Annotated in this window: 18 protein-coding genes; 9 read left to right on the top strand and 9 right to left on the bottom strand. The window is 70.7% G+C overall.

The annotated features are described in order from the left end of the window. The first annotated feature begins 115 nt into the window (after positions 1–115). Entirely contained in the window at positions 116–415 is a 300-nt protein-coding gene (locus EL245_RS08970; protein ID WP_126382829.1) for a hypothetical protein, read from the top strand. A 176-nt stretch (positions 416–591) separates the two neighbouring features. Here EL245_RS08970 and EL245_RS08965 read toward each other — a convergent pair whose 3' ends face one another. The 5 genes from EL245_RS08965 to EL245_RS08945 all read right to left on the bottom strand — a co-directional run bounded on the left by EL245_RS08965 (position 592) and on the right by EL245_RS08945 (position 9,934). After that, positions 592–1,959 carry an amidohydrolase gene (locus EL245_RS08965; RefSeq protein WP_126382828.1) on the bottom strand — a complete coding sequence of 456 codons (1,368 nt, stop codon included), beginning with the start codon at positions 1,957–1,959 and terminating at the stop codon, positions 592–594. 116 nt (positions 1,960–2,075) lie between these two features. Beyond that, a complete protein-coding gene (locus EL245_RS08960) occupies positions 2,076–3,503 on the bottom strand; it encodes a YcaO-like family protein (protein ID WP_126382827.1) in 1,428 nt (475 codons plus the stop codon). Further along, positions 3,500–5,716, bottom strand: coding sequence for a YcaO-like family protein (locus EL245_RS08955; RefSeq protein ID WP_161512778.1), 2,217 nt, complete (start codon positions 5,714–5,716; stop codon positions 3,500–3,502). Before EL245_RS08955 ends, EL245_RS08960 begins: the two co-directional genes overlap by 4 nt. Before the next feature lie 400 nt (positions 5,717–6,116). Continuing rightward, positions 6,117–8,033 carry an amino acid ABC transporter ATP-binding/permease protein gene (locus tag EL245_RS08950; RefSeq protein ID WP_126382825.1) on the bottom strand — a complete coding sequence of 639 codons (1,917 nt, stop codon included), beginning with the start codon at positions 8,031–8,033 and terminating at the stop codon, positions 6,117–6,119. Then, positions 8,030–9,934: an ATP-binding cassette domain-containing protein gene (locus EL245_RS08945; protein ID WP_232009707.1), complete on the bottom strand. Its 1,905-nt coding sequence runs from the start codon at positions 9,932–9,934 to the stop codon at positions 8,030–8,032. Before EL245_RS08945 ends, EL245_RS08950 begins: the two co-directional genes overlap by 4 nt. 274 nt (positions 9,935–10,208) lie before the next feature. On the opposite strand from EL245_RS08945, the gene EL245_RS08940 reads away from it, so the two are divergent. The 3 genes from EL245_RS08940 to EL245_RS08930 all read left to right on the top strand — a co-directional run bounded on the left by EL245_RS08940 (position 10,209) and on the right by EL245_RS08930 (position 13,256). Beyond that, on the top strand, positions 10,209–11,330 hold the full coding sequence (locus EL245_RS08940; RefSeq protein ID WP_232009706.1) for a FecCD family ABC transporter permease: 1,122 nt from the start codon (positions 10,209–10,211) through the stop codon (positions 11,328–11,330). Between the two features lie 76 nt (positions 11,331–11,406). Further along, positions 11,407–12,396 carry an ABC transporter substrate-binding protein gene (locus EL245_RS08935; protein ID WP_126382823.1) on the top strand — a complete coding sequence of 330 codons (990 nt, stop codon included), beginning with the start codon at positions 11,407–11,409 and terminating at the stop codon, positions 12,394–12,396. Continuing rightward, on the top strand, positions 12,393–13,256 hold the full coding sequence (locus tag EL245_RS08930) for an ABC transporter ATP-binding protein (RefSeq protein ID WP_126382822.1): 864 nt from the start codon (positions 12,393–12,395) through the stop codon (positions 13,254–13,256). The genes EL245_RS08935 and EL245_RS08930 overlap by 4 nt, the downstream gene beginning before the upstream one ends. A gap of 86 nt (positions 13,257–13,342) precedes the next feature. On the opposite strand, the gene EL245_RS08925 is transcribed toward EL245_RS08930, so the two are convergent. Then, on the bottom strand, positions 13,343–14,152 hold the full coding sequence (locus tag EL245_RS08925; RefSeq protein WP_232009705.1) for a hypothetical protein: 810 nt from the start codon (positions 14,150–14,152) through the stop codon (positions 13,343–13,345). A gap of 250 nt (positions 14,153–14,402) precedes the next feature. On the opposite strand from EL245_RS08925, the gene EL245_RS08920 reads away from it, so the two are divergent. The 5 genes from EL245_RS08920 to EL245_RS08905 all read left to right on the top strand — a co-directional run bounded on the left by EL245_RS08920 (position 14,403) and on the right by EL245_RS08905 (position 18,375). Further along, the gene (locus EL245_RS08920; protein ID WP_126382821.1) at positions 14,403–14,732 is read left to right on the top strand and encodes a hypothetical protein; all 330 of its coding nucleotides are present in this window, start codon (positions 14,403–14,405) and stop codon (positions 14,730–14,732) included. A gap of 38 nt (positions 14,733–14,770) precedes the next feature. Then, a complete protein-coding gene (locus tag EL245_RS13245; RefSeq protein WP_161512776.1) occupies positions 14,771–14,917 on the top strand; it encodes a hypothetical protein in 147 nt (48 codons plus the stop codon). Further along, positions 14,910–16,886, top strand: a complete 1,977-nt coding sequence (locus EL245_RS08915) for a DUF6571 family protein (protein ID WP_126382820.1) — start codon at positions 14,910–14,912, stop codon at positions 16,884–16,886. Before EL245_RS13245 ends, EL245_RS08915 begins: the two co-directional genes overlap by 8 nt. Beyond that, the gene (locus EL245_RS08910) at positions 16,883–17,542 is read left to right on the top strand and encodes a hypothetical protein (RefSeq protein ID WP_126382819.1); all 660 of its coding nucleotides are present in this window, start codon (positions 16,883–16,885) and stop codon (positions 17,540–17,542) included. Before EL245_RS08915 ends, EL245_RS08910 begins: the two co-directional genes overlap by 4 nt. 194 nt (positions 17,543–17,736) lie before the next feature. Further along, complete coding sequence (locus EL245_RS08905; protein ID WP_126382818.1) at positions 17,737–18,375, top strand: hypothetical protein; 639 nt, start codon at positions 17,737–17,739, stop codon at positions 18,373–18,375. A gap of 51 nt (positions 18,376–18,426) precedes the next feature. On the opposite strand, the gene EL245_RS08900 is transcribed toward EL245_RS08905, so the two are convergent. The 3 genes from EL245_RS08900 to EL245_RS08890 all read right to left on the bottom strand — a co-directional run bounded on the left by EL245_RS08900 (position 18,427) and on the right by EL245_RS08890 (position 21,423). Continuing rightward, on the bottom strand, positions 18,427–19,833 hold the full coding sequence (locus tag EL245_RS08900; RefSeq protein ID WP_126382817.1) for an LssY C-terminal domain-containing protein: 1,407 nt from the start codon (positions 19,831–19,833) through the stop codon (positions 18,427–18,429). A gap of 112 nt (positions 19,834–19,945) precedes the next feature. Then, positions 19,946–20,563: a hypothetical protein gene (locus EL245_RS13430; protein ID WP_197719400.1), complete on the bottom strand. Its 618-nt coding sequence runs from the start codon at positions 20,561–20,563 to the stop codon at positions 19,946–19,948. Positions 20,564–20,724: 161 nt separating this feature from the next. Beyond that, the gene (locus EL245_RS08890) at positions 20,725–21,423 is read right to left on the bottom strand and encodes a hypothetical protein (RefSeq protein WP_126382816.1); all 699 of its coding nucleotides are present in this window, start codon (positions 21,421–21,423) and stop codon (positions 20,725–20,727) included. Between the last annotated feature and the right edge of the window lie 22 nt (positions 21,424–21,445).

Genomic DNA, 21,445 nt, shown 5'->3' with positions numbered 1-21,445 from the left:
CCAGGGTTGCACACGACGCGATGTCCACCCCCTGACTCAACGCCCGTGGTCTCTCGTCGCGGGTCCCTGGGGATCAACCGGCATCCGTTGCGACCACCAACCGATAGGAGATCCCATGTCCAACGTTCAGGCCGATCTTGACAGCCTGCGTCAGCTCTACAACACCCTGAAGAACGACGTCGAGCTGAGCCACTCGATCCAGACCGACACCGACTCCGCCCTCAGCAACACGGTGTGGGAGAGCGCCAACGCCGAGAAGTTCCGCGCCGCCTGGGACGAGTTCAAGCCCAAGCTCATCGCCTTCGAGCAGACCTTCGCCGACGCCGCCAGCGACGTCGCCACCAACCACAACAACCTGGTCATCGCCAACGGCGAGGACGACGAGCACCTGCCCCCGGTCACCGCGATCGCCTGATCCAGCCTCGAACCGGGCCCGCAGCGCGCCAACGGGGGTCGGCCCGGTTCGCACCGTCTCGACGCGGTGCGAACCGGGCCGACCCCCGTTGGTCCCGGGTCACGCCGCGGAGCAGCTCGACCGTGACGGCCGCAGGCGATCGTTCGTCTCACGACGTTCAGGCACCCCCTCCGACCTCACTGCCGCCAGAACCCCTCGACGTCGACGACACCGCCACCGGCCTCGAAGTCCTGCCTGGCGGCGCTGCGCAGCCCGGGGTCGTGGAGCCAGTCGAGGGCGACGGCTGCCAGCCCGTACGCACCGTCGACCGCGGCCGCGTCCCCTGCGGGCGAGGCGGAGGCCTCCGCCATCTCGCGGGTGTGCAGGGCGACGTCGGGGCTGGTCGACACGCTGATGAGCGGGTGTATCCCCGGCACGCGCTGCGAGACGTTGCCGAAGTCCGTCCCCGCGGCGATCGTCTCGGTCAGCACCCCGGGGGCGAGCGGGTCGCGGCCCCGCTCGCGCTGGGAGCGGACCCAGGCGGCCAGGAGCGGCCCGTTGGAGCGCACCGGCATCTCGTTGGTGTGCGGGTCGGTACGGATCTCGACGCCGGTGCCGGTCATGAGGGCCGCGCCGCGCAGAAGGTCCTCGACCCGGCCCACCAGGTCCTTGAGGGTCTCGGGGTACTTCGAGCGCACGAACAGGCTCAGCTCGGCGCGCTCGGGGATGACGTTGGGGACCTGCCCGCCGTCGAGCACGACGGCGTGGAGGCGGTCCATGGGAAGGATCTGCTGGCGCAGCAGAGCCAGGCCGGTGAGCACCAGGGTGGCGGCGTCGAGGGCGTTGCGCCCCATGAAGGGCTGGGAGGAGGCGTGCGCCGGCACCCCGGTGTAGACCACGGTGAGGCGGCGCACCCCGAGCCAGGTCTGGTCGGCCACGTCACGGGCGTAGGAGTGGGTCTGGATGGCGGCGTCGACGCCGTCGAGCATGCCCCGCACGGCGAGCACCTCCTTGGCGGTCGAGCACTCCTCGGCGGGGGTCGTCTGGAGGACGACGCGGCCGGGCACCGCCTCGGGGTCGCAGCGGGCCAGCTCGGCCAGGGCGAGGAAGGCCCCCACGGAGCTGGCGCACATGACGTTGTGGCCGCAGCCGTGGCCGATGCCGGGCAGGGCGTCGTACTCGGCCAGGACGGCGATCGTGGGCACGGTCAGGTCGGAGGGCGGGCCGATGACGGCCCGCAGGGCGGTGTCCATGCCGTAGACCCCGGTCTCGGCCTCGATGCCGTGAGCCCCCAGCAGGTCGGCGACGGCCGCCACGGCGTGGTGCTCCTCGTAGCCGAGCTCGGGATGGGCGTGGATGTCCTGGGACAGGGCGACGACCTGGTCGGCCAGGTCGGCCACGACGCCGGACAGGCGCCGGCGCAGGGCAGGGGGTGCGCCGGCCTCCTCGCCCAGGCAGGGGGCAGGCCCGGTGGAGGCGGCTCTCGCGGCGGTCTCGTGCGCCATCCGGTCCTGGACGGCGCGGCAGGGTGTGGTGGGGCGGCTGAGATCTCGTGTCTCTCCCATGGAACCATCATGCCCGCGGCACCGTCCGACCGTCAGGCCCGGGCGCACCACCGGCCGGGCCCGCGAGGTCGTGGCCGAGCCCCGTGGCCGCGCGGTCCGAGCCTGGCCGTCCGGCGTCACCAGCCGGGGAAGGGCAGGGGCTCGCCCCCCTGACCTGGACCCGGACGAGACCGTGGGCCGGCGCCCGGAGGGTCGGTCGCACCCGGGAACGGGACCGCCTCCGCCTCAGCCCGCCGCCGGAGCCTCAGGCGTGCCGAGGCCGCCACGTGGGGATGCGGTGGGAACGCCCCCAGGGGCAGGCTGCTGGCTCCCGGGACGAGCAGGCGCACGCATGCCATCGACTCGTCGGTCAGGTCCTGGTCAGCAGGCGGCCCCAGACGGATGACCCACGCCTCACCCAGCGGGAGGTCCTCAGGTTCGGGCACCGCTCCGTCACCGCCCTCACCGCCGGGACCCGCCTCTCCCGGCCGACCGGCGGCCGCCCCCTGGCCCCCCGCGCCGACGGCACGGCGCGCCTGCGCCGCTGTCGAGGGACGGCCAGCGGCGCTGCGCGGCTCGGCGCGCCGCAGGACCTCCTCACGCACGACCGGGTCAAGCAGCAGCTGGACGTGACCCAAGGGATCCAGGAGCCGACGTCGTCGCGGGCCCGCGCACCGCAGGTAGTCCCCCTCCGGCCGGAACGGGACGAGAGCGTGGGCGCTGGTGCGGTGCAGGGCGTCGTGCGGGTCCGACAGCGCCCGAGCGACGACCAGCTGCCACAGTGCCCGCGCGACGGCCTCGCGCTGGCCCCGCCGCCCGGTCCCAGGCCCTCCTCCCACGGCCGCCACGCGGCCGTCGTCGACGAGGGCGAGCGCCACCTTCCCGCCCAGGGAGTCGGGCAGGGCGGCGAGGCGGACCTCGAGTCCCTCCGCCTCCCACAGCCGCGCCGCCTCCGGGTCGGGCTCGACGGGCTCAGGAGGCGTGCGCCACGGGTCAGACCACCAGAGCCACAGCGCGTCCTCGACGCGCAGGGCCTCCCAGGCCCGGGCCGTCGCCTGGCAGACCCCTGTACCCGCCCCCAGGCCGGCGAGAAGGGGCGGGTGCGTGCGGGGCTCACCCGGACGGGTCTCGTAGGACAGGGGGAGGGCCAGCGAGTAGGGCACCCAGCCCCGGGTCGGGGCCGCGCCCAGCCGCTCGGCCCGCACCCAGGTGTGCCTGCGCCCGGGGTCGGGGGGCCGGAGCGGGCAGCCCGGCTCGGTCAGCAGCGCGGGATCGACCAGCCCGAGCCGTCCCACGTCGAGGAAGGCCTGCCCCTGGGCATCGAGCTCTGCCGCCGAGGCGGTGCACGTGTCCAGCTGCCCGTGGTCGGCCGACCACCAGTGCCGGGCGACGGCGGCCAGGACGAGCCGGTGGTCCTCGGCCCGGGCGAGGTCGACGACCACCGCCTGACGGTCGACCCCCGGGGCCGGGGGCATCTCGACCTGCAGGTGCCGGAACCCGGCGGGCAGGGGCGGCCCGTGCCGCAGGCGAACCGCCCTGAGCCCCCGCAGCGCCTCCCCGCTCATGCGTGCGGCATCGGGAAGTAGTTGAGCTCGTCCTCCTCCAGGGGCGTGGAGCGCCAGCCCAGCTCGACGGCGATGTCCTGGACCCGACGACGGCCCAGGAACGGGAAGGCTGCCGGGGCGTTGCCCACGGTCCCCGGGGCGATGACCCGCACGACGCGCATTCCGGTGCTGGCGACGTCAGAGGTCGTGATGTCGACGACGATCGCGTCGACGCCCTGCCGCTCCAGGGCACGGCGGTAGCGCTCGGCGGACCGATCGCCGTCCTGCGGATCCTGCGCGGGCGGGCGGCGGAGGCCGGGCTCCAGCAGGTGCGACATCCGGGCGGCCGCACGCGGGTCGAGGTAGACCTGCTGCTGGACCATGAGGTCGTCGCAGTCGTGCATGTCCGCACGGAAGTCATCGAGATAGCGCCGGTCTGCACGCCAGGGCTTGAACGCCCTGCCGTTGAGCTCGCCGTCGGCCATGACCTTCCAGTGCCTGCCGTCGGCGCGCAGGAGGTCTCGCGACCCCTCCTGAAGCGTGAGGGCCTCCGTGAGGGCCTTGGAGGCGGCGTCCGCCAGACGTGGGCGCGCACTGAACCCTATGTTGACCAGCCCGGCCTCGTCGTCGTGGACGACGGCGGCCGCCACGGGAACCCCGAACTCGTTGTCGAGGCTGAGGTAGGCCACCCGCAGGGGAGGGTCGAGGGCGGGGGCGGCCAGGCCGCTGACCTCGGCAAGGGGGTGGGCGTTGAGCCACCAGACCATCGTCGCGTGCCTCTCGATGATCTCCTCGAGCGCCCCGGCCACGGCGAAGTCCTCGTCCGGGCCGGCGGCGATCCCCGCGAAGGCGCAGAAGTTCGTCGGGGGCGCCGCGGCGAACCCCGCCGAGAACCAGTTGACGTAGACCATCGACGCCGGGACGAGCACCTCCGAGCCGTCGCCGAGCCGTCGCCCAGGCACCCAGTGCACGCGCAGGCCCCGGGTCAGGGGGACGAAGGGGAAGCCCGGAGCCTCGTACTGGGCCCTGGAGTACAGAACGAGCTCGCGCGGGTCGAGCGCCGGAACCCCACGACGTCGCAGCTCCCGGTAGGAGGCCCAGGTCACCGGCAGGGTGTCCAGGACGTTGCCGCAGTAACGCTCGACCGACTCCCCCAGGGCCGCGTCACGAGCCGCCCGCGGATCCCCGAAGGACGACCCCTGGCACAGGATGTTGTTCGCCCACGGGCTCACCGCGCGGATGTCCCCCACGTCCGCCTGCCGCGTGACCAGGGCGGCGGGCACACGCCGGTCATGACGCACCTCGCGCACGCGCAGCACCAGGCCCGTCCGCTCGTCGAGAAGGTCCTCGGGCACGTGGTGGCGGTGACGGGTGCGCCGGTGCGCCACCGGAAGGACCGGATGGCGCAGGTGCTCGACCGCAGGGGTCTCCTGCCCGGCCCCTGACGGCGCGTCGGGCCACGGGGCGGCGGCGGACAGGGCGAGCTCGTGGAGCAGGTCCCCGGGGGCCAGCTCCTGGTCGGCGTCGGCCAGGGCCGAGCAGGCCTGCGCGGCGAGGTCGAGCACGACGTCGAGCACAGGCCACAGCTCCTCGGGAGCCGGCCCCTGGTCCCCTCCGGCGGGCGGGGTCCGCAGCACCCGGTGGACGCGCGGCTCGCGGGCGGCGGCCAGACGCCGGCAGGCCGCGTCCTCGTAGGAGGCGCCCACCCCAGGGGTGACGAGGGGACCCACCCACATCCGAGCCCGAACGAGCTCGACGGGCAGCCACGGGACCCGCATGTCATGGCACATGCGGTCGACGTCGACCAGGTCGGCCTCGCGCGCGCCACGCACGGCGACCATGAGGAGGCGACGCAGGGCGAAGGCCCGGTTGACCACCGCGCGCGCCCCGCTCCACGCGACCACCTCGACGGAGTCCTGCGGGTGGCTGCGCCGCTCCAGCGCCTCGACCATGCCCCGCTCACCGCTGAGCACGACCCGCAGCCCGGGCCGAGGGACAGGCGCAGGCCCGCGCGGCACACCGGCCGGGCAGCGTCCTGCCTGCTCACTGAGCAGACGCCGCAGCGGCGCGAGGGCCTTGGCCGCGTCCGGGGCCACGAGGTCGTCGCGCCCCAGGGTCCAGGCGGCGACAGCCAGCTCGGCGACCTGGGCGGGCAGGTCGGCGACGTGGTGGTTCTCGCCCACGGACAGCACGCAGCGCCCCGGTTCCAGGGGACGGATCTCAATGCCGGTCACCGGGGGCAGCAGGCTCCTCACGAGCGGGGCGGGGCGGTCACCGCACTCGGGGGTCGGACGGGGAGCGGGTGGGCAGGAGGAGGTCATGAGCTTCTCTCGGTGCGTGTCTCGGTGCTTGTCTGGTACGTGTCCGGTGCGTGCGTCGACAGCCACGTCCCCGAGGCGCTCAGGGGCGCGGGGACGTGGCTGGAGCGCCCGGCAGAGGGGCGCGGGACCGGGGTCCCGGCACCCGCCGCCGGGGTGACGGTGCGGGCCCGGCCGGGGACCGGGCCCGCACCGGCCGTCTCAGCTCCAGCTGAAGGACGTCGCCACGTGTCCGTGGTGGTGCGAGTTCGGGGCCAGGACGGCCTCCTCCGCACGCTTGTCCTCAACGGTCACGATCGTGATCTCAGGCATGATCTCACCTCCTTTCATGCTTCTCGGCGTCAGCGGTGGGCTCGGCAGGCACCTGGCCGCGCACCGGTTCACCGCCGGGCGCCGGCGCATCGGGCGCCTCCTGCGCCTCGTCGAGCACCGCACGGTAGGCGCTGCTCGTGCGCAGCAGGTGCGCGTGGTCCCCCGCGGCCACCACCGCACCCGCCTCGACGACGACCACCCGGTCACAGGCCCTCATGACGGCGCGCCGGTGCGTGACGACGACCGTCGTGCGTCCGCGCCGCCCCTCGGCCAGCGCCTGGAGGAACTCGTTCTCCGTGCGGGCGTCAAGACCCGCTGTGGGCTCGTCGAGTACGAGCACCTCAGGGTCGCGCAGCAGTCCACGGGCCAGTCCCAGGCGCTGCCGCTCTCCTCCCGACCAGGCCGCCCCGCGCTCAGCGAGCACCGTGTCCAGGCCCTCGGGCAGGGCCCGGACGCGGTCGGCCAGCCGTGCGCGCGTGAGGGCCTGCCACACCTGATCGTCCGGGGCCTCGGGGCACAGCAGGTTGTCTCGCACCGATGCCCTGAGGACGTCGGTGTGCTGGGTGACGAGGACGAGGCGCTCGCGGGTGCGCTCGGGGTCCTCCTGGGCGACGTCGACTCCTCCCAGGACGATGCGGCCGGCCTCGGGGGCCACGAGGCGGGCCAGGCACAGGGCCAGGGTCGTCTTGCCCTCCCCGCTGGCCCCGACGACCGCCAGGGTCTCGCCGGGGCGGACCTCGAGGTCGAGCCCGTCGAGGACCGGGCGGGAGGCGCCCGGGTAGCGCACCCGCAGGCCGTTCACCCTCAGGGAGGCCTCCTGGCGCCCGGTGGCCGACCCGGTGCTCACCTGGGCGCCGGGCCCCGGGCTCTCGGGGGCCGTCGGTCGCAGACCCGGGGTGGTGATGAGCTCGTCGACACGGCGCGCGGCAGCGGAGGTCTCACCCAGGCGGCCGAGCGCCCCGGTCACGGCGGTGGCCGGGACAAGGCTCATCCCGGCCAGGGCGACGACGACGGGCACCGCGCCGGGGGCGAGCCCGCCCCGGGAGGCCGAGTCGGTGGCGACACGCAGCATGAGGAGGACGACTCCCACGGAGAGGACCTCGATGAGCGCCTGCTCGGTCCCGGCCCTGACGGCCAGGGCGCGTCGGGCCTCCTGGACCCGGCGGGTGAGCGCGTGGGTCTCCTGCGACACGGCACCGAGGCGGTCCAGCAGCACCGTCTCCCGGGCATGGGCACGGGCGGCCAGGGCGTGGGCGGACAGCTCCGCCACCGCGGCACGCAGCCGGGCGCCCTGACGCGCCGCTCGCGGCAGGAGGAGGACGGGCACCGCCACGACCAGGGCCTGGGCCGCGGGGACGATGAGGGCCTCCGGCCCGAGCCAGGCCAGGCAGGCTCCGGCGACCGTCACGCAGGCGGCGCAGCCGGCCAGCACCTGGGCCGCGGTGTGCGCGTAGAACCACTCCAGGCTCTCGACGTCGGTCATCGCCGCGGCCACGGTCTCACCAGAGCGCCGGTGGGCCAGTCCGAGAGGGGCAAGGCGGGCGATCGCACGATGGACCCGCAGGCGGATGGTGTCGATGACCCGGTAGGCCAGCACGTGGGCGAACCACTGCTCGAACCAGGCCAGCAGCCCCAGGACGGTGACGCCCGCGCACAGGGCCGCGGCGGTCCGGGCCGCCTCGTCGGCACCGTCACCTGAGGGGCTGGAGGCAAGGGCCGAGGCGGCCGCCACCGAGAGCATGACGGTGGTGACCGACAGGATGAGTCCCGCCCACACGGTGAGGACGACGGTGAGGAACAGCCTGCGATGACCACGCAGGTGCCTGCTCATGGCCAGGATCGGCCCGAGCAGGCCGACGATGCCGGGAGCCTCGGTCCCGGAATGCGCCTGCCGAGGCGAGGCGACGGCGTCACCGGTCATCTGGCGTCCTCCTCAGAGCCGGCGGGTGCCCGGGATCCAGGCGCGGTCGGGCTTCCCTCGGCAGCCACCAGCGCGCTGAGCGCGCCGTCAGAGGCCAGGAGCACCTCGGGCGGCCCCTGCTCAGCCACCCTTCCCCCGTCGAGGACGACGACCCGCTCAGCACGCAGCGCCAGGTCAAGGCGGTGCGTGATGGCGACGAGGGTGCGCCCCGCCTGCCTGCGCAGGGCCTCGACGAGCCGGCTCTCTGCGGCCGGGTCGAGGGCGGAGGTCGCCTCATCCAGGACGAGGACCTCGCGCTGCTGGGCCAGCGCGCGGGCCACGGCCACGCGCTGGCGCTGGCCCCCGGACAGCCGAGCCCCCGCGTCGCCCACGGGTGTCGCCAGGGTCACGGTGTCCTCGGTCTCGTCGAGACCGATGCCCACCGTGCGCGCCGCCCGTGCGAGGAGCTCGTCCTCCTGCGGCCCGCTGCGGGCCTCAGGGTCCCGCGGCAGGCCCAAGGCGATGTCCTGTCCGACCGTCGCCCCCAGCAGGACGGGATCCTGCGGCACGAGGCTGATCCTGCGGACGCACTGGCCCAGGTCCCCTGCGCCGCCCTCGATCTCCACCCGGCCGCGCTCGGGAGGCAGCAGGCCGGACAGGACGGCGGCCAGGGTCGACTTGCCCGAGCCCGTCGCGCCGACGACGGCGGTCAGGCCGGGGCCGAGCTCGAGGTCGACGTCGACCAGCGCGGGGGCCGGGGCCCCGGGGTAGCGGGCGGTCAGGCCACGCACGAGCACCCGTGGACCGGCGGGCACGCCCACCTGCCCTGGGCCCGTCCCACCGCCCCCGGTGCCGTCGAGGCCGTTGCCCGACGCGCGGGAGCGTGCGGGGGACACAGCGGGCTGGGCCGGTTCGGCGTCGAGCAGGTCGAGCACCCGAGGACCGGAGAAGGTGCCGAGGTAGCCGGCGTGCCACAGCGAGGCCAGGTCACGCAGAGGGCGGACGAGCTCGACGGACAGCAGGACGAGGACGAAGACCTCGAAGGCTCCCAGCTCCCGCCCACGGACGACGACGGCGGTGAGGACCAGGGCCGGCACCGCCGCCAGGGCGAAGCCGGAGAGCCCGGACTCCACGAGGGACAGCCGCAGCTGTCCCAGGGTGCGTGCGAGCAGGTTGCTGGAGGCCCGGGCCAGCTGAGCCTCCCGACGGCGGTCAGCGCCGAAGGCCACGAGGGTGGTCATCGCCTCCATGGAGTCGACGAACTCCGCGTGCAGCTCCTGGTAGGCGTCCCAGTGTCCTGCGCCGCGCGCCGCCAGGGCCCGGTCCCACAGGCGCGGAAGGCACTGGAGGAGCAGGGTCGAGCCCACGGCGACCGCACCGACCACCGGGTCGACGACGATCATGACGGAGCCGACCGCGGCGACGACCAGGACGGTGACCCCCACCTGCGGGAGGTAGCCGGAGAGGTAGACGTCGAGGTTCTCCACGCCGTCGACGACGACGGCGTGATCCCGACCGCTGCGGCTGACGGCCGGGTCCACGGCGCTGCGACGCACGAAGGCCGTCAGCGCTCGCGCACGCACGGAGGACTTGACGCGGGTCATGGCGTGCTGGGCAAGAAGCTGGCGGACCAGGACCAGGACGGGCCGGGCCAGGAGGACCGCCGCGAGCGCCAGGACCGCGGGAACCAGCTCCCGCTCACCGGCACCCGCGACCAGGAGGGTGAAGACCCGCGAGGTGAGCAGGGCCTGGCCGATCCAGGTCGCTGCGACCCCCAGACCCGTCAAGGTCAGGAGGACGAGCAGGACGCGGTGTCCGTGCCACAGCCTCATGAGGCGCAGGTGCTGCATGGTCGAGATGTCCTTCGGTCCCGGTGTCGTCGTGCGGTGCGGGCGATCACCCATAATGAGAATGGTTCTCATTTGCATGGAGACAGTACGGCGGCTCCCGCGCGACAGTCAACCCACGGCTAGCCCATGACCGTCTCGCGGCCAGCCCTCGGCCAGCCCCCGGCCAGCCCTCGGCCAGCCCCCGGCCAGCCCCCGGCCAGCCCCCGGCCAGCCCCCGGCCGACCCACGGCCGACCCTCGGCCGATCCGCAGTCGACTCACGACCAGCCCGCGATCGGTCCGCGGCCAGGGCGGACCTCCTGGGCCCGACATGACACCGCCCTAATGAGAATGATTATCATGCGCGGGTGAACGTGAGCCCACCCCCGGCCGCTCCTGGCCGTCGCCACGCCCGAGACGGGTCGGGCACCGCGCCCGCACGCCGCCCGCGGCTGGTTCTCACCACCTTGACGGTCGGTCTCGTCGTGCTGTCCCTCGTGGCCGTCGGCGTCGGCCAGGTCCACGCCTCCCCCGGGCAGGTCGTCGATGTGCTCCTGCGGCCAGGTGGTGCACCTGGCGGCGCCGGCAGCTCATCGACCCTCGAGACCGTCGTGTGGCAGCTGCGCGCCCCCAGGGTGCTCGCCGGCCTGTGCGTCGGAGCGGTGCTCGCCTGCTCAGGGGCGGCGTTGCAGGCGGTGGTTCGCAACGACCTGGCCGACCCCTATCTGCTGGGGATCTCCTCGGGGGCCTGCCTCGGTGCGGCCCTCGTCATCGCCGGAGGGGCTGGCGGGGTCGTCGGCGCCGTCGTCGGAGCCGGATCCCGCGCCGAGGGCCCGACGGTCACCCTGGGCGCCTTCCTCGGAGCGCTGGCCGCCCTGACGCTCGTCCTGGTCCTCGTCGGGCCCGGACGCAGCCTGTCCGGATCCCGCCTCGTGCTCGCCGGGCTGACGGTCGGCTACTTCTTGTCGGCGGCGACCAACCTCGTCGTCGTCCTGTCCGACAGCCGCGACGCCGTGCGGGCGGTCACCTTCTGGATGCTCGGCTCGCTGGGCCGCTCCTCGTGGGCCGACGTCCCCGCCCTGGCGGCCGTCACCCTGGGCAGTGTCGGCGCGCTCACGCTGCGGGGCCGGAGCCTGGACGCGGTCGGGCTGGGCGACGACGTCGCACGCTCCCTGGGGGTCGACCCGGACAGGCAGCGGCGCACAACCGCCGTCCTGGCGGCTCTGGGAGTCGCCGCGGCCACGGCGGTGGCGGGCGCCATCGGCTTCGTGGGCCTCGTCGTGCCCCACCTGGCCAGGCGCCTGGTCGGAGCCACCCACCGCGCGCTCATTCCCACGAGCGCGCTGCTGGGGGCGCTTGTGCTCACAGGGGCCGACGCCCTGGCGCGCACGGTCCTCGCTCCCCGGGAGATCCCTCTGGGGATCCTCACCGCGCTCGTGGGCACCCCCCTGCTCATGTCCATGCTGCGCCGCCGCTCACACGGGTCCTGACCCCGGTGCCGAACCACGCGCCGACGGCGCCGCCCCCGACCGCTCGCCCCAACCGGGGCGGATCGAAGGAGAAACCATGACACTGACACCGTTGACCCCCACCACCTCCATGCGCCCGGTCGCGCTCCTCGGGGCCGCAGCGCTGGCACTCGGCCTGACCGCCTGCTCCCCCGGGAGGGAGCCGGGGACCGCGACGAGCGGCTACCCCGTCTCCGTCCAGGACTGCGGCGGCGACGTCACCGTGCCCGACCAGCCCTCACGCATCCTGACCGTAGGCACGGCCGCCGTCGAGCTGCTTGACGCTGCGGGGGCCTCCGACCGCATCACGGCGCGCAGCGGGGAGTTCGGCGCCCCTCTGCCCGAGGGGCTGAGCCACCCGCCCTCGGACTCCCTCATCATCAACCCCGCGGACCCCACGACCGAGGAGATCCTCGCCGCCGACCCTGACATGGTCCTGGGTTACGGGCTGTTCCAGGCCGACGCCGAGCAGCTGCGCGCCGCGGGCATCACGGTCCTGACCGTCCTGGGCGAGTGCCGCCACGACGCGACGACGCAGGCGGGCACGCCGGCGACACTGGCCACGGTCCCCCAGGACCTGCGCCGACTGGGGACCGCCCTGGCGACCACGCCCCACGCCGAGGCCTCCGCCCAGGACCTGGAGGAGCGGGTCTCGGCCGCCTCGCGCCCGAGCACGGGACAGTCGGCAGCGTGGGTGTACTACTTCTCCTCCGAGGACGCCCTGTCCGCCTACGGAGGGTCCGGGCTGCCCGCCTCCGTCCTGGAGGGAGCGGGGCTCGGGAACGTCTACGCCGAGGACAAGGACGCCTACCTGACGATCTCGGTCGAGAGCCTGCTCGAACGACAGCCGCACTGGATCGTCCTGAGCTACGGGCTGTACGGGGAGAGCCAGGAGGAGGCGCGCGCGAGGCTCCTCGCCGAGCCCGGCGTCCAGTCGCTCACCGCCGTGGCCGAGGGGCGCGTCGTGCTCCTACCCGCGGACGCCTCCGTACCCGGTCCCTCGGCGATCTCGGGCCTGGAGGACCTCGTCGGGGCGACGCAGGAGTGAGACGTCGTCTGCTGGCCTCGCACAGGACCGAGGGAGCGGTTGCCGTCGGACGGTGCGGGGACCTCGCGGGTACCACGTCGTGCGACCGCGCCGCCTGCACGCCGGTGGCCCTGGAGGCCGACGGGGTGCACCTGCGGCGCGGTCGGGTCGTGGCGCTGGGGGCGGTGAGCCTGCACGTGAGCCCTGGGGAGACAGTCGGGGTCGTAGGCCCCAACGGCTCGGGCAAGTCCAGCCTCCTGCGCGTCATGGGGGGCCTGACCGCACCGAGCCGCGGACGCGCCCTGGTGGCGGGGCAGGACCTGCGCACCATGGCGGACCGGGAGCGTGCTCGGCTCGTGGCATCCGTGTCCCAGGAGGAGCACACCGAGCTGCCCTTCACGGCGCGCGAGGTGCTTCTGCTGGCACGGGCGGCGGGCCTGAGCGGCTGGCGCCCCTACCGCGACGAGGACCACGCGGCGGTCGAGGGGCTGGCGGCCGACTGGGAGCTGACCGGCCTGCTCGAGCGCAGCCTGTGCGAGATGTCCGGTGGGGAGCGCAAGCGGGTCCTGCTGGCCCGAGCCTTCGCGCAACGCAGCGGGGCCGTCATCCTCGATGAGCCGACCAACCACCTGGACCTGCGTCACCAGCACGGGCTGCTCGCACGCCTGGCGGACTCGCCCGTCACGGCGCTCCTGGCGCTCCACGACCTCGACCTCGCCGCGGCCTACTGCGACAGGGTCGTGCTCATGGAACGCGGGCGGGTCGTGTCTCAGGGCAGGCCCGAGGAGGTGCTCACGGCCCGGTCCGTCGAGCTCGTCTACGGCGTGCCTGCGCGCCGGGCCGACGTCGAGGGCAGGGTCCGTCTCCTCGTCGGGCGCTGAGCCGGCGCACCCGACCCGGCGGCGGTCCGCCCGTTCCCTGAGCCGAGCCGGTCAGAGGCGGCCGGCCCTGGTTCGCTGCGCGACGTTCAGCGCGGCGCCGGGGCCACGGCGTCGGGCAGGACCACGGAGTAGCCCAGGGCGAAGGGGAATCCCGGTTTGAGGATGCAGTCGACGACCGGCTGGGCCATCTCGACGAGGCGGTCGACGTCGAGACCCTCCTGGTCCTCGGGCCTGCCGACGAGCAGGCTCATGTAGGACACGTCGAGGTCGAGCAGGGTCATGCGGTCGGCTCGCGCCGCCCCGCGCCACGACTCGGTGGTCATGTCGAGCAGGGTGCCCAGGTGGAAGTGCATGATGCCCTCGGCGTCGGCCTCGGCGGGAACCGACAGGAGGTGGTGGGGGTCGGGGTCGCGCGGGGCCCGCAGTGTGAACAGGAGGATGGCGCTGTCGCGCGCGGCGCGCAGCATGAGCCGGGCGATGTGCACGGAGAAGCCGGTGATGTCGAACTGCCCGGACATCGCCTCCTCGATGCTCAGCGGCCGTGACAGCGGGATGGGAACGCCGTCCGCGGGGTCGTTGACGGCACGCCTGCCGGCGGGGCTGGAGGAGCGTAGGCGCAGGACGGGGCCGGACTCCGCCTCAATGAGCGTCCCGACCTCGACGACCTCCCCCCACCCCGGGGGAGCCTCGGAGGGACCCGGCTCGCTCTCGACCAGGCCCAGCCCGAGCACCTCCGACAGGTCGGTGCCGTCGACGGGACGGTGCCAGGTGATCTCGGCACCCGCGTGCCACAGGGGGACGACGCCGTTGAAGGGCACGCCGAACCGGACCTGCTCGGAGGCTGCCGCGTGGCGTCCACGGCGTTGCGCTGCGTGCCGCCCGGTGTGCTCGCTCATGAGCCCAGCCTAACGAGGTCACGTCGGGCCGCCAGTGCAGCGCCACCCGGCCGTGTCCGCACCGGGGCGCAGGGTGCCGCGTCGACCCGGCAGACGTGGACCGCCAGCCCGCACCACACCGGACCAAGCGTCACCCAACCTTCCCACGGACGAGAACAGAAGACATACGCTGGTCGGAACGATAGACTTCCGTCACACCGAAACCGTGCCGCCCTGACGTGGCCTCACCCCTGAGAGGACCGCCCTCGCCATGACCGACGTCGACAATCCCAAGCTGCTCGCGATCCAGGCCATCAAGACCCAGGCCACGACGTCGGCGAGCAGCGTCTCGTCATGGACGCCCGCATCCGCCCCGGGGAGCGCGCAGACGACAAGCATCGACGCCGGCCTCACCGACGAGGTGTGGACCTCCCCGGTCGCAGACGACTACCGATCCAAGATCAGCATCGCCTCCAGCAGCTGCAACACAGCGATGAGCGCAGTCGTATCGGCACTCACAAGCGCCGAAAACGAGATCTACGACGCCGGCCTCGACCGGGTGCCCGCCGACTCCCCGGAGGCTAGGTGGCCCGATTCCTGACCCCCGCATCCCCGACACCCTGAGCTAAGGACTCGCGCATGACCTTCATACAGATCAACCTTGATAAGATGCTCTCCGTCATCAACAACCTCGATGAGCGTGCAGCGATCGTCGATGACGAGCGCAGGAAGATCGACGACGAGAGTTCACACAATCAATCACGACCCCGTCGAGTTCGTGGTTGAAGCCACCGAAGTCAGTCCCGTGCTGTCGTCGCCGACTACAATGTCCCTGGCTTGGTGCGCCAACCTCCACACCTGCGCGGAGGGACTGCGCAGCCTGGCGGACGAGCTGCGCGTCCGCAGGCAGGAAGCGATCGACCTCAACTCCAACGGCATCACAACCAATCCGTCCGGTGGGGTGGCCACCTACTACCTGCCCGACCCGCCCCCGGACGTCACCGACGTCGACGCATACTGGGCGAGAACCGACACTGTCGCTAACGTCCAGGCGTACAACAGTCAGTCAGTAGCCACCGCCAAGTCGGAGGCCGCAGAGCTCGAGGAGGCGCTCGCCAACGGGAGGTCGAGCAGGGGCCGCACGCCTGAGGAGATCATCGAGCAGATCAACAAGCACCGAGACATCCCGACTTACGGCCTCGCGTTCTGCATGACGATGGGGGTCGACACGATGCTGGACGCTCCTCTCAACGCACAGGCCGATACGAACTATGCGCATGAGGAGCAGCCCGCGATTATCCCGACGATGATCGACACCTTCGGCCACCTGATGTGCGCCGCATCAAGCCTTTCCGAACCCTCATCCTACCCCGTCGCATCATCGCCCGACTCGGCGCACCAGTACTCGCTCGCAGGAAGCATCTATGAAGCGGTGACTGAGGAGGGGCACGAAGGTCGGGCTACCGTTCTGGACGCGTATATGACAGCGGACGGGACCGTCTATGACACCGACTTCCTGGTCGGTCTCGGTGGGTACATGGAGGGCATCGAGGAGTGGCCCGACGAACCACGAGGAGTCACGTGGACGACCAACAGCGGCAACGACGACTACGGCGCGAGATATCTGCCCGGCCACTCCACCGACCCGCTGGCGGCCGCGCTCAACGCGATGGGGAACAACCCTGAGGCAGCCAATGCCTACCTCGCACCTCCCGACGAGGACTACTCGCCTTTGATCGACAACGAGGGCGGCGACGACTACTGGCGGCCATCGGACCTCGCGCAACAGCGCATGGAGATGCTCGCCTCCCGGGAGTGGACACCGCAGAGCCTCGAGGGACTGTCGGCCGCCTTTGCGGCGGTCTCCGCCAACCGTGCTCCCGCGCCAGGAAACGACACGGACGACCGAGCAGCTTGGGCCACCGGGCAAGGTATCCTCATGCTCGCCGAACAAGACCTCCCCAACGGGACGGTCGACGAAAATATCGGAATCATGCTGGGCAACTGCGGGCCAGAGGTCGTAGGGATAGCAAATCGGTCGGGGATCGTTCCAGACGACTATGAAGTGTACCAAACTTCCTCGGTCGCCACAGGAGCGGATGGCGAGTCCATTGAAGCCGCGCTCGCTCATCTTTTGTGGGAGGCCTCCGACTCTGCTCAGGCAAATCACTATATCGTCCGGGGCACGACGGTGTACACCGCCGCCCGGGCATCAGCCGCGGTTCAGGCTGATACCTCAGGCAACCCTCTCGCCGCCATCAAAGTAACTTACGACGATCAGGCGAGCGTCCTTGACCTCATCTCCGCATTGAGCCAGGACAGAGCCGATGACGGGTATAACGGCGCCATGGCCGCAGCGGGCCTGCTGTCAGCAGTACCCGGCGCAGGGCTGCTCGGCACAGGTGTCAGCACCGCACTCACTCTTCAAGGGTCGCCGCAGGTCGACGCGACAGGACACGACGAATCCTCCGCTCTGCGCGGCGCCGCCTACACGAATGCCTTCGAAAGCGGACTCATCAACAACCCGCCCGACCCCGCGACGACATCATGGTACTCTGTTGGCCCTGACGGCAGGGTCACGATCTCCTTGGACACCGAGGATCAGCTTGAAGATTTCAACGGGTGGATCCTCGCCGGCGCCGGAGGAAGTCCGACGGTAAAGAGCACGTTCAACGAAATCGGCGTCGACGACCCTGCCGCCCGCTGGGAAAGTGCAGATGATTTTAAGAAGCAGTACGGGGGTGCAAGCTGGTGAACATAAGAAAAATCATCATTGCTGTACTACTTGTCGCATCTCTTGTGGTGCTTGGAGCAGGCATATCATGGAATTATCACCATCGGCACGACGCGGATAGTATTTTCACAGTTCCACAGGTCGCCTGCGGCATACTTTCTATTTCTAATATAGAAGAGATCACAGGACGAGAGGTCACCTGGTACGCCTCCGGGCACGAAGAAATGGCGTCGGACAACCTACGATTGTCCTGTAGGCTTGGTCTTGAAGGCTTCGCGGACCTCCGTATCGCATACAGTGGTGACCCCTGGTTCTTGAGCCAGACGAATCGTCGAATCAGCGAGGAATACTTCAAAAATTTTCCAACCTATCCACGGTGGCCTATCGAGACCCTCGATACCGACCTCGATGGAAACACGTACCTGACAGTGGTCGGCGACAGGGACTCTACTCTCGCCTACGCGGCCAACTATTCCTTCACCGAGTCAGGCCCACGAACTTTGTCTCTCGGAGTGATCACTGGCCTCACCACTCCGGAGCCCTCTCTTTCGGACGCCGAGATCCGAGAGACGACCATCGCCCTGTTCACCTACCTTGTCGAGACGGTCGAGGAGCACTACCCGACCACAGCCCAGCCCACTCCTCCGTCGACGACGGCCTCCGCACAGGAGTCGTGAGCCCTCCTGGGTGAGGTCTGTACGATGTCCTTGGATACCGACGAACAGACCAAAGCTTTCTACAGCTGGGTTCTCGCGGGCGCAGGCGGAAGCTGAACGATCAAGGTCGCGTTCAACGAAATCGGTGCCGACGATGACGTAGATCGGTGGGAGAATGCGGAGGAATTCAACAAGGCGCACGAAGGTGTGGGCCAATGAGTACTAGAAAGAGATTCCTGGTCCTCTTCCTCGTCGCATCAATAGTTGGCGCAGGAGCATGGTGGCAAGCACATCGAACGTCAAGCGACGATGGCGGCGCAACGACTCCCGCCACTGCATGTGAACTGTTCTCCATCGATACGATCGAGAAGATCACCGGCAGGGAGGTGGTGGAGCACTCGCCCGGAAACAATGAGTCCTCTTTCGACACGCCAAACTTATCGTGCGGACTGCGGCTCGACGGACTCGGCGACATCAGGGTGACTTACACGCGAGACCCGTGGTTTCTTACGAGATCTAACACGATCGTTGACGAGGAACGTTTCTTGTCATTTCCGAGCGACTATGGGTGGACCCTCGAGAGTCTGAACCTGGCCCGGGAAGGCACTACGTATCTGTCAGTGGTCGACGACAAGAGCACGGTTCGCGCCTATGCAGCCTGGTATGCCGCTGGCCCCAGAACTCTTTCACTGGGAGTCTTCGACCAGCCGACCGTCTTCAACTCGCCCCTTTCAGACGCCGAGATCCGAGGGACGACCATCGCCCTGTTCACCTACCTTGTCGAGACGGTCGAGGAGCGCTACCCGGCCACAGCCCAGCCCACCCCTCCGCTGGCGACCGCCTCCGCACGGTAGTCATGAGGCCTCCTGGGCGAGGTCCGAGGGCCGTCGAGACATGCCACTTTCTCATGCGCCCGGTGCCCGCGTCTGTGGCGGGCGGTCACGTTCCTCCCGTCGTCGCTGGCGCTCCTCCTTACGGGATCTCTCCCACTGGTGGCAGGGCCGTGCGCTGATTGCCAACAGCGCCAGGACCCCGAGGGCTGAGGAGATGATGAGCCCTGTCGTGGTCTGTCGCACCCCCAGGGCCGCGACCTGGGACATGTCGGCGAACACCGAGAGAGTGAGCACCCCCATGAGGACGATCCGGCTGCGCGGGTGGCCGTGCCACACCGCCACGGCGAGCCCGACGATTGCCAGCGCGGCGATGGTTGTCGTGGCGGCCACGATCCCGTAGAGGATCTCGGTGCCGTAGGGCTCGGCAGCGATCTCGGGGTCCGTCGCGGTGCTGCGCACGGTCTTGGAGGTGATGGCCTCAACGATGTTGACGACGGTGAGCATCCCCAGAAGCACGAGGGAGACGACGAGGGCGGCGGGACGTCGCCGCCCTGCCTGCGCGTCCATGCGTCGAGCCCGCAGGAGGTCCTCCTGCGGCCCCGGCACCACATCATGGACGTCGAGGACGTAGAGGTCGCCGTCAGTGACCACCCGGTCCCCGCCTCCGTTCTTGTCGTGGTAGGAGGTGAAGAAGTCGTTCCACGTCTCCAGGGCCGCCGCAGGGTTGGCCCACAGGACGTCGTCGACGACGTAGTTGCGCTCGACGTCGATGTCGGCATCGATCTTGTGGGTGACCTGGAGGGTGAGCGCGCTCAGACCCACCGAGCGGTCATAGGTGGCGGCGGCGAGCCAGTCGACGCGCCGGCCTCCGGGCAGGACCCAGCCGTCCGGGGTGTGCCAGAAGCGGATGTGATGCCTTTGTGCGGGATTGCCGGCGACCTCCTTCTGGTAGGCGAAGTCCTGTCCTCGGCCGAACAGCTGGAGGGTGGACACGGGTGCCGCCGGGTAGGAGCGGCGCAGGAGCGAGGACACGATGATGCCCCAGGAGGAGCGCAGGGAGATGGGGTCGGCGCGCACCCAACCTGCCGAGGTCATCGCCTCATGGATGTCCTCCTCGTGCCCTTGGACCGCGAGGTTGACCGGGTCGCCCAGGAGGCCGTCGGGCGTGCGAGTGCGTCCGATGAAGTAGTCGGGGACGTAGAGCCAGGTGAGCACCTGGTGCAGCCGGGGCAGCGCGAGGTAGGCGAGGACAGCCCAGAACAGGATGCTGAAGACGACGGCGCGCGGCTGGAGGTGCCATCCGGACCCCAGCAGCACCCACGCCAGCCAGAGCGTGAGGAGGGCGGAGACCGCGAAGAACAAGGCGTCGGCGATGTCGTCGACTCCCCACGTGCGGGCCTCGACCTCACCGACCTTGGCTGAACCCCGCGAGTAGACGGGAGGAGCGGTCGGGCGAGGTCGGGGCGGATCTGCGGTCATGGGCGCCACGTTAGCGTCCTGTCGGGGGCCTGGCGGCATCGGAAGGACCGACAGCTCGCCGGCCCGCCGTGCTCACCGTTTCAGCGGCACGGCCGACACATGGCTGGGTGGGTCAGTCCTCGGTGGTGTTGAGGGTCTGGACCTCGGCGACCGCCGTCACCGTCGCCGACACCGGCCCCGCCGTGGCCGTGGCCGTCACCTGGGCCGGGGTGTCGCCTGTGGCCCACACCCACGTGTACCACCCCACCAGCGTCGCACCAGAGTCCCCCAGCGTCGGGTTGTAGCCGATCTGCGGGTCAGGGATCGTCACCGCGTCCCACGCCGCCCGCGCCAGCGTCCGCCCGTCAATCATCGGCGCAGGCGGAGCCGACCCCGCAGGCGCATACACCGGCGAGCTAACCGCCTCGAACTCGGTCTCCATCACCTGGAACTCCGCAGGAGTCATGTCGCCGGCACGCTCACGCCAGCACCGTGGCAGGTACCAGTGACCTAACGAGTCTTCCGCGTACTTCTCGAAGTCCGGATACGGCTCCTGCCAGTCCTCGACGTTCTGGTCCGTGTTGGCAGCGATCTGCGATATCGCGCCCGTGCTCAGGAACTGAGCCATCGCCTTGCCACTGAGATCCTCGGCATAACCGCACACCGGCAGGACAGCAGCCCCCACTGACGTCGAGACCACACCACCACCTCCCCCGGACGCCGAATACGACACCTCGACCACCATCTCCACACCACCACCAGCACCCGATCCCACCACCGCACCCGACGAAGAACCAGCGTCCTTATTATCAACAAAGTCGGCGACAGCTGGAGACAACGGAGTGGTCGCTATCGATAGCAGCGCAATCGCGCAGGCCAGAAAAGCAAGCCGACGATCTCTAAGACCTAACCTCATGCGACGCATTGGTTCTCGGAAATCAGTTCCTGACTATTCACCTTCCAGGGCCCCTCAAGCATCGTCAAAGAGAAACGATACTCAAACCGACCCCGAGAATCCGGAGAAGTCACTTCCTCGCCCGACGCGCTAAAGTCTCTCAACTCCGTCCTGTCCATGCAGACAACAATCTCCGCTTCAGCTGGCTGGTAGGTATCCCACACCTGAACGCTCGCCACAGCTATTCGAACCGGTCCCGTCGTGTACTCGCCGGGATCTTGCGCGTTGTAGTTCTGCTCCAACAGGGGAATCGATTCTGCGGTCATGTGCTCCTCGGCGCCGTCGATCTTCTCGACAGGCTCGGCAGGAGAGAACCACAGCTGCCAGGTGAAACGCTCGAACGCAGCATAGGCGACCAAGGCCTCAGCCTCCTGAGCGTCCAGACCATCTGGGATCGAGGTGACGATAAACCCCAGCTCCTCATCGGACAGCGACTCCGCCGTCACCTGCGCAGGATCCACCGACCCGGCGGCCGAGGCAGAGGCGTTACCGCTGGCCGACCCCGCCGCCGTGGCTGACGCCGAACCGTCCCCCGACGGACTCGCCGAGGCACCCGAACCACCAGAGCCCGAACAGGCCACCACCGACACCATCAGCACCGCCACCACGCCAGCCACGCACCGACCACGACGAGCCGCGACACGCGCACCGGCCATCACACGCCTCCTCAGGAACAGG

The organism is Actinomyces howellii (genome assembly GCF_900637165.1).
GTDB classification, from domain to species: domain Bacteria; phylum Actinomycetota; class Actinomycetes; order Actinomycetales; family Actinomycetaceae; genus Actinomyces; species Actinomyces howellii.
Note: the sequence above shows the minus strand (reverse complement) of the source record. Positions and strands in the feature narration are given on the sequence as shown.

Excerpts from the sequence above, each read along its gene's own strand:
- EL245_RS08905 (WP_126382818.1), top strand. The coding sequence starts at position 17,737 with ATGAGTACTAGAAAGAGATTCCTGGTCCTCTTCCTCGTCGCATCAATA.
- EL245_RS08925 (WP_232009705.1), bottom strand. The coding sequence starts at position 14,152 with ATGAGCGAGCACACCGGGCGGCACGCAGCGCAACGCCGTGGACGCCAC.
- EL245_RS08900 (WP_126382817.1), bottom strand. The coding sequence starts at position 19,833 with ATGACCGCAGATCCGCCCCGACCTCGCCCGACCGCTCCTCCCGTCTAC.
- EL245_RS13245 (WP_161512776.1), top strand. The coding sequence starts at position 14,771 with ATGACCTTCATACAGATCAACCTTGATAAGATGCTCTCCGTCATCAAC.
- EL245_RS08950 (WP_126382825.1), bottom strand. The coding sequence starts at position 8,033 with ATGACCGGTGACGCCGTCGCCTCGCCTCGGCAGGCGCATTCCGGGACC.
- EL245_RS08920 (WP_126382821.1), top strand. The coding sequence starts at position 14,403 with ATGACCGACGTCGACAATCCCAAGCTGCTCGCGATCCAGGCCATCAAG.
- EL245_RS08945 (WP_232009707.1), bottom strand. The coding sequence starts at position 9,934 with ATGAGAACCATTCTCATTATGGGTGATCGCCCGCACCGCACGACGACA.
- EL245_RS08935 (WP_126382823.1), top strand. The coding sequence starts at position 11,407 with ATGACACTGACACCGTTGACCCCCACCACCTCCATGCGCCCGGTCGCG.
- EL245_RS08960 (WP_126382827.1), bottom strand. The coding sequence starts at position 3,503 with ATGAGCGGGGAGGCGCTGCGGGGGCTCAGGGCGGTTCGCCTGCGGCAC.
- EL245_RS08965 (WP_126382828.1), bottom strand. The coding sequence starts at position 1,959 with ATGGGAGAGACACGAGATCTCAGCCGCCCCACCACACCCTGCCGCGCC.
- EL245_RS08970 (WP_126382829.1), top strand. The coding sequence starts at position 116 with ATGTCCAACGTTCAGGCCGATCTTGACAGCCTGCGTCAGCTCTACAAC.
- EL245_RS08890 (WP_126382816.1), bottom strand. The coding sequence starts at position 21,423 with ATGGCCGGTGCGCGTGTCGCGGCTCGTCGTGGTCGGTGCGTGGCTGGC.